This window comes from Kitasatospora sp. CMC57 (assembly GCF_045866025.2).
Lineage (GTDB): Bacteria > Actinomycetota > Actinomycetes > Streptomycetales > Streptomycetaceae > Kitasatospora.
Window position 1 is genome coordinate 1 of record NZ_AP035881.2, and the last position, 14226, is coordinate 14226.

Below are 14226 nucleotides of genomic sequence, written 5' to 3' on the forward strand. Positions count from 1 at the left end.
TGCTCGGCTGGCGGCCCTGCAGACGGCCGTGCTGACCGCCGCCGCCGAGTGGGACCTCGCCCGGGTGCTGTCGTTCCATCACTTCGTGGCGGAGGCCCGGGCCTTGAGTACCGGCCTCGGGGACGTGGCGAAGGTGTTGTGGGAGCAGGACTCCGCGCTGCACCCAGCCCCGGAGTTGATCGGTGCCAGCTGGCTGGAGTCCGAACACACCGCCGCCGAGCGCCGGCAGACGCTCGCCGACTTCTCCTCGCTGATCGCCGACGACGGGCTCCGGCTGCTCCGGTACGTCCTCGCCTCGGTCAAGGTCTTGAGCGAGGGCGTCGACACCTTCGACTGCGACTCCGTGTTCTTCGCGGACGTGCGCGGCTCCATGGTCGACCTGGTGCAGGCGGTGGGCCGGGCGCTGCGGATGAAGCCGGGGAGCGGGAAGGTGGCCACCATCGTGGTACCGGTCATCCTCGGGCCCGGCGAGACCGGCGCGGAGCTGCTCTCGTCGAAGGCGTTCGACGGGCTGGCCAAGCTCCTCATGGCCCTGCGGTCCCATGACGCGGCCGCCGTCGAACGCCTGGCCCTGCCGCAGTCGGAGACCCGGCCGGCCCGCGAGCCCCGGCACGCCGGTGACCCCGACGAGCGCCAGTCCGGCCCAGCCGGGGAGCAGCTGCTCCAGTTCTCCACCCAGCGCGATCCGGCGGTCATCGCCGCATTCGTCCGCACCCGGGTGTTGGAGCCGGAGCGTGAGGAGTTCCGGCGCGGGCTGGAGGAGCTGCTGGCCTACAAGAAGGCGTTCGGGGACGTGAAGGTCGCCTACGCGTACGCCGCGCCTTCCGGTTACCGGCTCGGCTCCTGGGTGGCCGACCAGCGCCGCTACAAGGCGGCCGGGGTTCTCGACGACGAGCGCGTCAAGGAGCTGGCCGACCTCGGCATGGTCTGGTCCGCGTTCGACTCCGCCTTCACCGACAACCTCACCGCGGTCGCCGGATACGCGGCCGAGCACGGGCACGCCTGCCCACCCAACGAAGCGGTGTGGAACGGGCGGCCAGTCGGCACGATCCTCAAGAACCTGCGCACCGCGCAGCGGCGGATCGAGGCACTGGAGAAGCGGGCGGAGGCCGGGGAAACCAGTCTCGACTGGTCCGGGGCGCTGTCGGCCGAGCGCAAGGCCGCGCTCGACGCGATCGACCCCGCCTGGTGCCCGGCCTGGCCGGTCGAGTGGCAGCGGTGCTTCGCCCTGGCCTGGCGGCACGTGAAGGCCGGCGGATCGCTGGCGGGCGATCCGGGGGCCGTCGTCGTCCAGGGCGAAGACCTGACCGGGTGGGCGCGGGCGCAGCGGGTCGGATGGGAGAAGCTGGGCCCGGCGCAGCAGTGGCTGGTCGAGCACGTGCTGGGGTTGGAGCCGCTGGCCGCCGAGGAGCTGCCGCCGGTGAAGGTGCCGCACGGGGAGAAGGAACGGCGCAACCTCGCCGCGGCCGCGCAGTACCGGGCCCGAGAAGGCCACCTCAACGTCGGACGCAAGCACAAGGAAGAGCTCGTCCTCGCCGACGGCACCACCGTCGAGGTCGGACTGGGACTGTTCATCTCCAACAGCCGCCTACGACGCGCCACAATCCCCACCGAACGCGCCAACCGCCTCACCGAACTCGGCATCCGCTGGGAGTAGAGCAGAGGGCGGGGCCCGGGCAGGCAGGGAGCGACACGAGGGCTCCGACGCGATGATGGAGCTGAGACGTTGACCCAGTACAGGGTGAATGGGGTGGTGACCTTTTTGTCCGGCGATGCTTCCCACGCCGCATACGCCCGGGTTAGGGACGACATTGAGCTGTTCACAGGTCGGGTGAGAGAGCTCAGCATTCGTCTTGAGGCGCTGGAGTCCCAACTCAGATCAACCAAGGGGTCGGCACGGCGACCACTGCGTCAGGAGGCGGGCGCTACGCGGCAGGCTCTCCAGATGACGAGGAAGCAGGTGGCCAAGGCGCGGGGCAAGCTCAGCAGCATTCAGCGTGCGCGGATGATCGCAGCAAAGCAGCGCCCTGTACAAGAGAAACCACACCAAACCAGCGCCATCTTCCCGCCCTCGTCCGACCCGCTGCACGAACTTGAACGCGAGCACTACGACGGTAAGGCAGGTGGTCAGCACGGTGCAGTCTCCGGACCCACCATTCCCGGGTGAAGCGGCGTACATGCTCGGGATGCGCAGGGGATGGCCGGTGTTGAGGGCGGAAGCTGTGCAGGGTGCGACACGGGGTCCCGTGCCGCACCCCGTTTGCGTCCGGGGCTGTCGCGCGGAGCTGTCCCACCCGGATCGACCACGAGGAGATGTGCCCATCCGTGCAGGTCACAGCACACGACAGGGGTCGCGCATCACCCGCGACAGGCCAATCGGAGACGGTCTTCCGACGATGTCAGTACGGAGCGCGTGCGCGCACCGCATAGAGGTTGAAGGCGTACTCGGCCATCACGAGTGCCGCGCTGGTAGCGGTCAGAACCCTCTCCGGGGATGCGCTGACCCTGGCCCAGCTGACGTCGCCGTTCGTGGCCATGAGATCGCGGTCCAGCACGGTCAGGGTGCCGCCCAAGTCACCGTGCGCGAGTGCGCTGCACAGGCTCCACAGCAGCACCGCGTTCTCGACCTTCGCCAGGTCGCCCGCATCGGCGACGACGGTCGCCCAGTCCGGCATCCGGAGCTTCTTCTTGACGAGCTCGGATTCCGGTACGCCCGCTCCTCTCAGCAGGTTCAGGATCCGCTCGTTGCGCTCCGGATAGACGTCCAGGGGGGCCTGGACCAGCTTCGCCTTCTTCTCCATGCTCGCAAGGTCCGCGAGGTGCATGGTCAGGCAGCGGTGCACCCGTTCGCGCCGAGCTGCCGGGCCCAGCAGCCAAACTGCGCGAGCGGCGTTCTCGAGCGCAGCGCGTAGCAGGGTGAACGGGGCGTAGGAGTGCAGCTGCATCTCGCGTACGCCGTCCTTCTCGGTGCCGCGGACCAAAGCGGCGAGGGCCTGGAGATGGTCGATCGCCACGACGAGGGCGTGGTGTGCGCTGTGTGAGAGCTGGTGGGGGTCGGTCTTGACGTCGTCCCCGGCGAGAGCGCTGCCCGGGGCAACCCTCCAATGGACCGAGTTAGTCATGGTGTGCTCGGCCAGCACGTCAACACGCTGAAAGCGAGCAAGGAGGGCCTGGAGGAAGCGGTCGTCGGTGGTCTCCCCAGTGGTCATGACTCATGAGGCTAGAGCGCTTAGCTTGATCGCCACCAACGGATTTCCCCGGTTCCCGCAGACCGCCGAGCCCGGAGGGAAGCAGCCACGGGTGCTCACCCTCGGTCCTTGGCTGGGTAGAGCGTGGCGTGCTGCATCCGCAACCTCCACCACGCGTCGGCCGGCGCGGAGACGCGGGCGGCCAGCAGCTCCCGCCGGGTCGGAGCGGGCAGCGCCAGCGGGCCCAGCTTCTTGTCCCTGCGGATCTTCTCGCAGTCCGGGCACTCCAGCCGGTTCGGGCCGGCCTCCTGCCTCAGCTCCAGCCGCAACTCCTCCTTCCCGCCGATCGAGCCCCGGCACGTCCAGCACGGGCGCAGCGCGGCGTTGGCCGTGCCGGGCCGCCTCGAGCTGCGCGAGGGCCTTGGCCTCCCGCTTCCTCTTCCGCCGTTCCTGGTCCTGCACGTGGCAGTCCCAGCAGCGGCCGCCCGGGCGGCGGATCGCTCCTGGGTGGTGGTGGTCCGCGTCTACCGGACGCCTGGTGCACTACGGCTTCGGCGCGATGCGCACCCAGGTCATGCTGCTGGACCACGATCCACAGGTGGTCGCGCTGGCCTGCAGCCCGGTGGAGCTAGCGTGGCTGGGAGAGGACGGCATTGTTGCCGTGCATGCCCCGCGCCTGATGGCACGGCTACGGGACGGCAGCGACCTGCTGGTCGACTGCGCGGGCAGCGAGGGCGTCCCTGCTCGCCTGGTCGACCATGCCGCCGCGATGGCTGCCGCAGCCCGAACTGTCGGCTGGGACTATCGCATCACGCGGCCCCCTGACCCGGTGCTCGCGGCCCACGTGCGGTGGTTGTCGGGCTACCGGCATCCGCGCCATGGCGGCAGCACCGCGATGGCGCGGGTCGCTGGCCTCGCAGACGCAGGTGCTCGAAGTGAACACCTCGCCGATCCTGAAAGCGATCTTGAGCGGGCCCCACCGACTGCTCACGGTGACCCTCGACCGACCAGCTCAAAATGGTCCACGCAACTTGTCAGTGAAGGCAGAATCGTGTCGTGACTCAGGAAGCGAAGCTTGACGCTGGTACCCAAGAACTACTGCAAACCGTCTACACCCTGATGAAGCAGCGGGGCGATTGGCCCACCTTCACCGCAGTGGACCTCGGTGTAGACAGAGAGCTCGGTATCGAAGACGCTCAGGCCGCGCTTCTCGCCATCCCTGACACCCTGCTGTTTCGCCCCTGGCAGTCACACGGATTCTCCAGCAACGACCCAGTCCGGCTGACCCTGCGAGGGGTAGCCGCCTGCAGGGGCGGCGCCGAAGATCTACGGCTTTTGGCACGATTCGTGGCCTGGACCGTCGACCTCGAACGCAACGACACCAGCCCTGCCGAGATCTCGCTCATCGCCAACAGCGAGGCATTCGCCGTACACGAGGGACTGCCGATCGTCGCACCAAACCGTTCCGACGATCAGAGCACGGCCGTCAGTGCCGCGTCGAACGAAGAGGGCACGGGTTCTACCCCATCAGCAGCCACCGACGCGCAGGAGAGGGAAGTCCCGCTGGAGGTCGAGGACGCCCGCGAAAAGGTGGCACGCGTCAGGGTCCTCGTCGATCTGCTCCCTGGATTCTGGACTGGCAGCTCCCGGCAATCCCAGCAGCCGTGGATGTGGGAATTCACCTTGCATCGGCCAGGACTGCGACCGTACCGGCACGTGCATGGGGTGGACGAACTCCTGCGATACGCCGAGACCGCTGAGCGTGAACGCACAGCAGCGGCTGCTTCGCTACTCCATAGGCTCACCGACACTCCTGCGGCTCAAGCCCTCGCAGGTGCACCCGCTGGGATAGGTAAGGAGCAGCCGGTACCGATCCAGGACCACAGTCTCGATGTGCTCCTCACCCTGCTGCGGGAGGAGATCGTGGACTCGTGCGAGGCGCCGCTGCGCGCTGACTTGTACGACGAAGCCATCTTTGCCGCATTCCGCCGGCTGGAGGACGAAGTCCAGCAGCGGGCAGGCAGTTCCGCCATAGGCGACCAGCTGATCAAGCCCGCCTTCAAGGAGAAGGCGAACCCAATCCGGATCTCCGACCGCGATGGCGACAAGGACCGCATGGTCCAGCTATTCGCCGGCGCTATCGGGCTCTTCAAAGGAGACCGTTCCCACAAGGACAAGCCGAACCTGCCATGCGTATCGCGTCGGGAGTGTCTGCGCATCCTCGCTCACGCCAGTGCCCTGCTCGACCTCTTGGACCGCGATATCGACCGTGCACCAGCGATCCGCGGATATCAGTACCACCAGGGCGAGCTCACCCTGTGGGTTGAACGGGCCGGATCCCAAACCCAGGTCTGGCTGGACGACACAGTGCCGCTGACCACACGCAGCTTCCGGCCAGGAACGCTGGTCGTCGACGTCTCCGCTGTCTCTCCCGGTGAGCACCGCGTCCACCTGGTCGACGGAACGCGCCACGGGCCGGCCCACACTGTTTGGCTGGTACGCGATCCGCGCCGCTCAAGCTGGTACCGCGTCGTGGAAGTGGATGTTCCCCTGTACGGAGATGCCCTCGGGCAGCAACCGCTCGAGGTCGCCGGTGTTCGGCTGGAAGTCCAGGAAGCCGGGATCGCCAGTCAGCGTGTGGTGCCGACCCGCCAGACCTACCACGTGGGTCACTACGTGGAGTGGCACTCATCTCGCTCCCGCGAGCAGGTCGGACCGGCTTGGGCCCGCGACCACCTCGGAGGTCCACTGCGCCCGGCGTGGGACAGCTCATCACTGTTTGACGGCCAACCGAGCGCTCCCGTCCATGACGAGCGCCTCATGCGAATCAGCATCGAGCCGGGCTTCCTGCGCCTGCGCCGAGATGACAAAGTGCCGCTGCGCGTACTCGGCCACTACACCGACGGCACTGCGACGTGGACCGCGCCGATGGACAGCCCAGATGTGGAGACAACTGACAAGAAGATCGCCTTCTTCCAAAACAATGTCGCCCGCGCGAAGGATCCAGGCATCACCACCCTGCGCTGTCAGTACGACGGCTGCTACGCAGAAGCCCGCGTCGACGTAGCCGCGCACCCCCGCTGGACCGACACCGCACTGCTCACCGGCCTACCTCCCGTCAGTGGCATCGCCTGGACCCCGCAAGGCCTAGCGGTCAGCACTCGCGGGCGCCACATCTGGCGGGTCAACGTGAAGGACGGGGCATACCGAATGATTACCGCAGTACCCCCGGTCTCCGCCCACGACCGGGGAACGGACACGATCGCCGCGCGCCGAGACGGGGAACTAGCCGTTCGCGTCGTCGGCGAGCGCAGAATCCTCGTCCTGCACCAGAACGATGACTACCAGAGCAGCGAAATCGTAGACCCAAATGCCGAAGGCGTGCCTATGGCCTTCGCATGGGACGGCAACGCACTGCTCACCGCCATGCACGACGGCATGGTGTACCGGGTGGAGATGGACGGCGCATCAGAAGAGCTCACCCGCATCCATGGAACCCCGGTCGCCGTGACCGCCAGCACAGAATTCCTGTGGGTCCTATGTGCCCCATCGCCAGGACCCTCTACGGGTCAGGACTACAACATGCTGTGGAGCATCCCGCGGGCCGATGCGAACACGGCCGCCACGGACCTCCTGCAGGACCACCGGCTCGCCGGACTGAACGGCATCGCCCTCGCCGGGTCATCCGTCCTGCTCAGCGACTTCAACGGGGGACGAGTCCTCAGCCTGAACAACAACAAGATCCGAGAAATCACCACCGGCCTCACCAACCCCGGGCAACTGACCACGGCAACCAGCGGCGACATCTACGTCGCGGATTTCGGAGCCGGAGCCATCCGGCGACTACTCCCGTAACCGCCCAAGCCTCCTGGCCGACCGAAGCACGCTTCAACATCGGCGTCTTCATCGACCTCGACGTACGTACGCGGGCAGACGAAAGCATGACCGGCCTCCGAAGACACCTCCCCCCTTCCACCAGCCCGCCCCGAGACACCCAGTCAACCTGACTACCATCCAATGAAACTGACTGCCCATCCCGCCTGCATCAATGCCAACCACCACACGAAGAACACCTCAGACCACTCAACCACCGAACTGATCACACCAGTTCAGGGCACCCGACTACCAGTCATGATCACCGGGCACGGACACTGGGGGCGTGCATCCCGCCGAGCTGCCAAAGCGGCGCTCCCGGGTGGTGACTGCCCACCCGGAGGCTGCGGCGTTCCAGTCCATACCTGGGGCTTCGGTCTCCCACTGAGCTTCGGTCAGGGGCGGCGCACCGCGCCGCTGCGGCCCTCTTTCTCGTTGTACATCCGCATGTCGGCCTGGTGCAGCACCTCGTCGATGCTGATGCCGCAACTGGCCCAGCCGATCCCCAGGCTGATGCCGACCCGCACCGCCCGTCCATCGATCCGCATCGGCGGAGTAACGGCGTTGCGCAGCCGGTGGGCGAGGGCCTCGGCCTCCTCGCAGCCGATGCCGTCGGTCAGGACCACAAACTCGTCCCCGCCGAAGCGAGCAACCGTGTCGCCATCGTGGCTCGCCTGTTGAAGCCGCCGGGCCACCTCTACCAGCACCGCGTCGCCAGCGGCGTGGCCGAACCGGTGATTGATAGTCCTGAATCCATCGAGGTCGCCGAAGAGCACTGCGAGGCCCTTGGGCTGCCCGCCTTGGTGGCTGGGACCGGACGGGGTGCGCCGGTGCGCCGACGGGCTCTCCGCCGCGCCGGGCGCTACCGCATGCACGTGCTGCTCGCCCGCACTGACGGTCTGCGGCTCGGCGCAGAGCCGGCGGGCCAGTCGGGCCCTGAGCTCCTCGCGGTTGGGCAGGCCGGTCAGCGCGTCGTGGCTGGCCCGGTGGGCGAGCTGGAACTCGTGCCGCTTGCGCTCCTCGATGTCCTCGACGTGGGTCAGCAGGAAGCTCGGCCCCTCGGCCGCGTCCGCCACCACCGAATTGCGCAGACAGACCCACTGGAAGCCGCCGTCCCGCCGGGACAGCCGCAGCTCGGCCCTGCCCCCCTCGGCACTGGTCCGCTGCAGCAGCTCCAAGTCGTCCGGGTGCACCAGATCGGCGAACCGCTGCTGACGGAGCGTCGCCCGGGGCCACCCGAGCAGCCGGCAGAGCGCGTCGTTCACCCGGGTCAGCTGACCCATCGCGGCGCCGTGCAGCTCGGTGACGGCCATCCCGCTGGGCGCGTACTCGAAGGTCTGCCGGAAGCTCTCCTCGCTGGCCCGCAGGGCCTGCTGCTCCTTCTCCAGCCGGGCCAGCGCCCGCTGCATCTCGGCCCGCAGCCGGGCGTTGCCGATCGCGATCGACGCCTGGAGGGAGAGCTTTTCCAGTGCCCCGTTTGAGGAGACGTTGTGGCGTTTGCCGGAGCGCGGCTGGTAGACCGAGAGCACTCCGAGTAGATCGCCATCGGGCTTGTACATCGGAGCGATCAGGATGTCCTGCGGGTGCCAGTCATCGGGGTGTGTCGGCGGCGGACCGTCACCGGTCCAGCTGGGGATGTCGGTGCCGACGGCCCTGAGGCGTTCGGCAGGCAGGAATCGCAGCGTGCCCCAGTGGTCGGCGACGCTCAACATCCGCTCCCACGACTTGCCCGAGCCGACCTGACCGAGCAGATCAGGGTGACCGTCGAAGGCGCTCTCCTCGATCGCCCAGGCCGCCGCGACCACCAGGTCGCCGTCCGGCCGCACCAGACTCACCGTAGCCACGTCGAACCCGAGCCCGTGCACCGCGCCCCCCACCACGGCCTGCAGCGTGCTGGCCAGATTCTGGGCGGTGTTGATGTCGGCCAAGACTCGATGCAGCGTCTCCGGGTCGACCCTGTCTTCTGGGGGCGATTCCAGCTCGAGGGCGGCCTTCTCGCGCGCACGCGTACGCTCCGTCTGCAGTGCCGCTTCCGCGGCCAAGAGGCGCGCCTCCAGGCGCAAGCACCGTTCCTCCGCGTCGTACCTCATCGTCTGGGCACGGGATAGCTCGCTCCGCAGTGCGTCCAACTCTGCTTTGAGGCCGCGAATCTCGTCCCGGAGCTCGTCCGAACCGTCGGGCTGGGCGTAGATGTCCAGCTCTGAGAACTTGGAAGCGTAGTGGGCGGCGGCCCAGTCGCTCTCTAGCTGGCGGAAGCGCTGTTCGGCCCGCCCAGTCTGGTCTTCGGCGGCCTCCACCGCTCGCAGTAAGGCGCGTTCGCGGACGCTCGCGAGGTGGAGCTCGCGTTCGGCGGCGCCGAGGCTCTCGCGGAGCTGCTCGACCTCATATTGGGAGGCGTTGCGCACCCGCAACGCCTCTAGGCGCAGATGGTGAGCCTGAACGCGGACATCATCAGTGACGGGGCTACCCGTGACGTCCGCGACCTGGCGCAAGAGTTCTTCGATGAAGTCCGTGGGGGCGATACGCCGACCGCTGAGATAGCGGGAGACCGAGCCCTTGTCCCGATTGACGCGGGCCGCGTAACGGGTGAGGGAGACAGCCAGGGCGGTGAAGAGCTGGTTGAGGAAGCCAATGAAGGCCGCGACTGCCGGCTCTTCCCCCGGCGTCTGCCGCGCAGGTTGCCCGGTTCGCTTCTCCAGCACGCTACCCCCTCGTCAGGTTCTTCCCGCGTTGCCGCCGATTGGCAACCGTTGCAGCTGGCGCAACACAGGCGCCTGACGGAAGCGTAGGCGACAGGTTGAAGTAGCCGCATCGGAAGGGACATCTGAATGCATCGCCGCCGTCAGGGGTCTGACTACACATCGGATGTCGGCGGCGCCTCATTTGTGGCTGAGCCCTTGCCAGGCGTTCCAGGCGTCTGCGCTGCGGCCGCGTGGGACCTGGACTCGCACCAGGTCTTCGACCGATGCCCTGTCCTGTGATGTATGAGACGAATGGAGAAGAGCGTGAACGAGTTCGAGCCGCACAGTGTGCAGGGCGCGGCAGGGTGGGACGGCGTGGAACGCCGGGCACAGCCATCGCAGCAGGCCATGAAGCGGGCTGGGAAACCGGCATGGGTCCGGATGGGCGAGCAACTACTCGTCGGTGTCGGGTCCACAGTCGGTGCGGGCTCGGTGATCTGGATTCTGCAGCTCCTGGCCGCACATATCGAACTGCACTGGCGCTGAGGCTGATGCTCGTACCGGGAGCCTCGGGTGCCGCGGCACATGAGCGGTCAGACGCGGTGCTGAGGGCGGGGTACCGGCGTCCCGACGCTCACGCGACGCGGTCCTTTACTGGGTAGAGCTTGGCGTGCCACACCCGCACCTCCCACCACGGATCGGCGGGCACCGCGACGCGGGCGGCCAGCAGCTCACGGTGGGTGGCCAGCGGCAGCACCAGCGGGCCCAGCTTCTCGACCCTGCGGGTCTGCTCGCAGTCCGGGCACTCCAGCCGGTTCGGGCCGGCCTCCTGCGTCAGCTCCAGCGGCAAGTCCTCCTTCCCACCGATCGAGCCCCGGTGCGTAGCCGGGTCGGGAGCGGGAAGTCGCCGAGCAGGCCGGTGCGCTGCCTGGAGCACTGTGGGTGCGGTGCGCCATGATGGGAGCAGGCCCAGGTGTCATCGCACTGCCCTTCGAACAGTTTTGGGCCGCAAGTAGAAGGACGATCATGAACGCCTCCGTGCCCCCGCAGCAGGGGCTGCTGCCCGGCCAGCTTGCCGAAGCGCACCTTGGGCTGCTCGCGGTCTGCGCGCTGCGTCTTGGCGACAAGTCCGTGGACTGGAGCCTGCTCGCCCGCGTCATCGAGAGTCCCGAGGGCCTGGAGGCCGTGTTCGAGGGCCACCTTCCCGAGCAGTCCGAGGTCGCGCACAAGAGCCTCCCGCTCCTGCGGGCCGCGCTCGCGCATCTGCCCGAAGCACGTGAGCGCGTCGCCGCCGAACTGGCGAGCGCGTCGGCGGCCGGCGCCCGGATCGTCACCGTGCTGGACGACGCCTACCCGGCCAATCTGCGTGCCGTCCCCGACCGGCCGCCGTTCCTCTTCTACCTGGGCGAGCTGGCGCACGCGGACCTGCGCTCGGTGGCCGTCGTCGGCACCCGCGGGGCCACCGAGGACGGCCTGAGCCGGGCGAGGCGGATGTCGAAGGAGTTGGTGGCGGCCGACGTCGCCGTGTTCTCCGGCTTGGCCCTCGGGATCGACACCACCGCGCACACCGCCGCCCTGGACGCGGGCGGCCGAACCGTCGCCGTTCTGGGCCACGGCATCGCCTCGAAGGTCTACCCGGCGGCCAACGAGAGGCTGGCCCAGCGGATCGTCCACTCCGGCGGCGCGGTGCTCTCGCAGTTCTGGCCGCAGTCCCGGCCGACGACGTGGACCTTCCCCCGGCGCAACGTGGTCACGAGCGGGAGTGCCCTGGGCAGCATCGTGATCGAGGCGTCCCGGACCTCCGGCGCCAAGATGCAGGCCCGGATCGCCGCCGAGCACGGCAAGCACGTCTTCCTCCTACGGTCCCTGGTCGCGCAGGAGAGCTGGGCCGCCAAGATGGTGGCCGACGGCCGGGCCGTCGAGGTCTCCACGGTGGACGACGTGCTCGCCCGGCTTGGCTCGGCTCCCGCCCAGCAGGTGAAGCCGGTGGAGCCGTATCAGCAGCTCACGTTCGGCGGCCTGTAGCCACCGTGCCTGCAATGGTGTTCGGCGCGCCCCGGACGTGGGGCGCGCCGTCCATCGGTGTCACGTCATTCGCCTGCGGCCCGGCGTGCTTCGATTCGGGCGACGGCTTCGCGGCGCTCGGTCTCGCCGAAGTTCGCTCGCACCGGCTCCCAGATGATCCCGGTGGCCGCGCACAGCTCGCCGATCACCTTCTCGGTCTCAGGTGTGTTGTACCACCAGGCGCAGGGCTGTCCGTCGAAGGAGAGCCACCACAGAGGCATCTTCTCGCTCGAGTGGTAGTCCGCCCTCCAGGTGAGGAGGCCGATCTTCGTGAGCTGATCGAGGAAGTCGACGACGTGGTGCTGCCGGCCGTTCCTGGGCTTGAGGCCCGACTCCACGACGCCCGGGCGAATCGGCCGCCGGACCATCGACGTCGCGCGGAGCCGGTCCAGCAGGTCCCTCGTCTCTGGGGTGAGCACCGTGCGGGAGGCGGGTGCGGGCCCGAGCGGAGGCAGGCCGGTGTCCTCGTTCACGGCGCGGCGCATCGTCTCGGCGACGTGGTCGACCGGCCCGGTACCCGTGGGCACCTGGCGTTGCTCGGCGGTGAAGTCGGCCGGCGTCAGGGTGGTATTCGGGGTGAAGGGGTCGATCGCGACACCGGCCCGAGGGGTGAAGAAGGTGTACGGCTTGCGGTACTTGCCGATGGTCACCCCGATGACCTGGGTGGCACCTGCCGTGGTGAGCAGGTTCCTCGCCCAGTCCAGGCTCATGCCGTCGGTGGTGAAGTCGTCGAAGACGACGACCGTCTTCCCCTTCGCCAGGGCGCTCCGGTGCGCGGGGTTGAGGTGCACGGTGTTCGCCTGGGTCGCGATGGTGACCTCGCCGTGGCGGCCGTTGGCACGGGCCCTGCTGGTGTCGGTCGCCCGGGTGGCCCGGACCAGCAGGTCGTCCTTGTAGGACGAGCCGGTCATGACCTTGGCGACCTCGATGAAGTCCGAGAGCTGGTGGTTGACCGCACCCGGCGTGCTGCTCGGGTACACGCAGAACCAGGAGCGGGCAGGAAGCAGCCCCTCCAGGTAGGCGGCGCTGAGCACGTGCAGCATCAGGATGTCGCGGGCGCTCCTGTTGCCGGCCGTCACGTCCTTGTCGTAGGTGAAGATGTCCAGCAGGGTGAAGGAGCTCGGGTTGGTGCCCTCGAAGCGCACCTCCGGCGGGAACAGCGAGCGCACCTTGTAGTTCCGCGATGCGTCGTCCATGGCGAAGAACCACTGCGGTTCGTGGAGCAGGTGCCGGTCCAGGACCCAGTAGAGGTGGGCGGGGTCCTGCGCCGTCAGGGCGACCTGCCTGAGGGTGCCGGGGGCCCAGCGGGCCCGGATGAATGCGACGCCGGCGTTGACGCCGGTCCGCCAGTCGAGTTCGCTCGCGCCGACCAGGGCGAGCTGGGTGGTGGCGAGGCCGAGCCGCTGGGCGGCCTCGGTGAGCCACAGGTGGCTGCCGCGGTTCTTCTGCTCGGGGATGTCGCGCTGGGACAGGTGCAGGGCCGGCTCGGGGAGCCCGGCCGAGGCGCAGTGCCGCACGTCGAACGGGTCGGTCGTCAGGAGGACCCAGCCGACGCCGCGGCTGCTCAGGAGGTGGAGTACCTGTGCCATGCCGGGATGGGGGGTCACGGTGCCGCTCTGGAAGACCGTCTTGTAGTCGAAGACCACTGCCTGTATTGCGTTCGCCATGGCACCCGCCCGCCCTGCCCCACCGTGGTGGGGCGCTTCGTCCTGCTTGGTGACCTCATGATCTCGCACCGTGCGGACACCTGGGGGGTGCTTGGGGCGCAGGGTCTGCTTCGGCCACGGTCACCTCCTCGCCTCGGCCCGCTCGACCTGGTGCCGGCCCCGTGCATCCCGTCGACCCGGCGGCCCCGGCCGGACCCGCGTACCGGCCCGCCGCCGAACTCGCCTACACCGCGTGCACCGGCGGCCGTCTCCGACGGCTGCGCGCGTTCGTCGAACTCCACCGGCCGAGCACGGGCACCGAGCAGGCCGCCCAGCAACTGGCCGCCTGCGCCCGGCTCTGGCAGCAGCCCGGCCAGGGCGGCAACGGACGGGCATGGGAGCGGCGCTGGCGAACCTTCCCCACCGTGCTGGTCGTCCTCACCGGCACCCAGGCCGCCTCGGTCACCACGGCAGTGGAGGACCTGCTGCTGGCCGCCGAGGAGAACCCCGCCACCACCGAGCTGCTCGCCGCCCGCCTCGAAGACCTCACCCAGCACGGACCCGCCGCCCCCGTCTGGCACCCACTCTCGGGCGAAGGCCGGCCGCCGGCCGGCTGGACGGGACTGTAGAACGGCCGGGGGTTCCTCAAGAGCAGCGGGTGAGGCCGCCGTGGTGCCGGCCACCTCGCCCATGCCCGGGAGGAGGGGTGGTGGGTCGCCTCAATGCCTTGTGGACAACGGAGTTGTGGCCGGGTGGAGCTATCCGTGGGTTAGA

12 protein-coding genes are annotated in these 14226 nt (G+C 68.8%); 7 read left to right on the forward strand and 5 right to left on the reverse strand.

Annotated elements, in window-relative coordinates; genetic code table 11:
* Together ACKUU6_RS00005 and ACKUU6_RS00010 are read left to right on the forward strand one after the other, a co-directional pair.
* Nucleotides 1–1657, forward strand: a 1657-nt coding sequence (locus tag ACKUU6_RS00005; protein ID WP_408649605.1) for a helicase associated domain-containing protein, incomplete at its 5' end; no start/stop codon positions are given.
* A 69-nt stretch (nt 1658–1726) separates the two neighbouring features.
* Nucleotides 1727–2167, forward strand: a complete 441-nt coding sequence (locus ACKUU6_RS00010) for a hypothetical protein (protein WP_408649606.1) — start codon at nt 1727–1729, stop codon at nt 2165–2167.
* A 232-nt stretch (nt 2168–2399) separates the two neighbouring features.
* Here ACKUU6_RS00010 and ACKUU6_RS00015 read toward each other — a convergent pair whose 3' ends face one another.
* Together ACKUU6_RS00015 and ACKUU6_RS00020 are read right to left on the reverse strand one after the other, a co-directional pair.
* Nucleotides 2400–3209, reverse strand: coding sequence for a hypothetical protein (locus tag ACKUU6_RS00015; RefSeq protein WP_408649607.1), 810 nt, complete (start codon nt 3207–3209; stop codon nt 2400–2402).
* Between the two features lie 95 nt (nt 3210–3304).
* Nucleotides 3305–3517 (reverse strand): hypothetical protein, encoded by a 213-nt coding sequence (locus tag ACKUU6_RS00020; protein ID WP_408649608.1) that lies wholly within the window; start codon nt 3515–3517, stop codon nt 3305–3307.
* 92 nt (nt 3518–3609) lie between these two features.
* Here ACKUU6_RS00020 and ACKUU6_RS00025 point away from each other — a divergent pair, with 92 nt between their 5' ends.
* Both ACKUU6_RS00025 and ACKUU6_RS00030 read left to right on the forward strand, forming a co-directional pair.
* Nucleotides 3610–4248 carry a TnsA-like heteromeric transposase endonuclease subunit gene (locus tag ACKUU6_RS00025; protein ID WP_408649609.1) on the forward strand — a complete coding sequence of 213 codons (639 nt, stop codon included), beginning with the start codon at nt 3610–3612 and terminating at the stop codon, nt 4246–4248.
* A complete protein-coding gene (locus tag ACKUU6_RS00030) occupies nt 4245–7043 on the forward strand; it encodes a TIGR02391 family protein (protein WP_408649610.1) in 2799 nt (932 codons plus the stop codon). The genes ACKUU6_RS00025 and ACKUU6_RS00030 overlap by 4 nt, the downstream gene beginning before the upstream one ends.
* A 413-nt stretch (nt 7044–7456) precedes the next feature.
* On the opposite strand, the gene ACKUU6_RS00035 is transcribed toward ACKUU6_RS00030, so the two are convergent.
* Nucleotides 7457–9763 carry a diguanylate cyclase domain-containing protein gene (locus ACKUU6_RS00035; RefSeq protein ID WP_408649611.1) on the reverse strand — a complete coding sequence of 769 codons (2307 nt, stop codon included), beginning with the start codon at nt 9761–9763 and terminating at the stop codon, nt 7457–7459.
* 303 nt (nt 9764–10066) lie between these two features.
* Here ACKUU6_RS00035 and ACKUU6_RS00040 point away from each other — a divergent pair, with 303 nt between their 5' ends.
* Complete coding sequence (locus ACKUU6_RS00040; protein WP_408649612.1) at nt 10067–10288, forward strand: hypothetical protein; 222 nt, start codon at nt 10067–10069, stop codon at nt 10286–10288.
* Between the two features lie 88 nt (nt 10289–10376).
* Here the strand turns inward: ACKUU6_RS00040 and ACKUU6_RS00045 are convergent, their stop codons facing one another.
* Nucleotides 10377–10592, reverse strand: coding sequence for a hypothetical protein (locus ACKUU6_RS00045; protein ID WP_407992011.1), 216 nt, complete (start codon nt 10590–10592; stop codon nt 10377–10379).
* Nucleotides 10593–10768: 176 nt separating this feature from the next.
* On the opposite strand from ACKUU6_RS00045, the gene ACKUU6_RS00050 reads away from it, so the two are divergent.
* Nucleotides 10769–11767: a DNA-processing protein DprA gene (locus tag ACKUU6_RS00050; RefSeq protein ID WP_408649613.1), complete on the forward strand. Its 999-nt coding sequence runs from the start codon at nt 10769–10771 to the stop codon at nt 11765–11767.
* Between the two features lie 65 nt (nt 11768–11832).
* On the opposite strand, the gene ACKUU6_RS00055 is transcribed toward ACKUU6_RS00050, so the two are convergent.
* Nucleotides 11833–13473 (reverse strand): hypothetical protein, encoded by a 1641-nt coding sequence (locus ACKUU6_RS00055; protein WP_408649614.1) that lies wholly within the window; start codon nt 13471–13473, stop codon nt 11833–11835.
* A gap of 161 nt (nt 13474–13634) precedes the next feature.
* On the opposite strand from ACKUU6_RS00055, the gene ACKUU6_RS00060 reads away from it, so the two are divergent.
* Nucleotides 13635–14081, forward strand: coding sequence for a hypothetical protein (locus ACKUU6_RS00060; RefSeq protein WP_408649615.1), 447 nt, complete (start codon nt 13635–13637; stop codon nt 14079–14081).
* The last annotated feature ends 145 nt before the right edge of the window (nt 14082–14226 follow it).

What these genes read in the sequence shown, in the direction of transcription:
- ACKUU6_RS00050 (WP_408649613.1), top strand. Translation starts at nt 10,769, where the DNA reads ATGAACGCCTCCGTGCCCCCGCAGCAGGGGCTGCTGCCCGGCCAGCTT.
- ACKUU6_RS00055 (WP_408649614.1), bottom strand. Translation starts at nt 13,473, where the DNA reads ATGGCGAACGCAATACAGGCAGTGGTCTTCGACTACAAGACGGTCTTC.
- ACKUU6_RS00015 (WP_408649607.1), bottom strand. Translation starts at nt 3,209, where the DNA reads ATGACCACTGGGGAGACCACCGACGACCGCTTCCTCCAGGCCCTCCTT.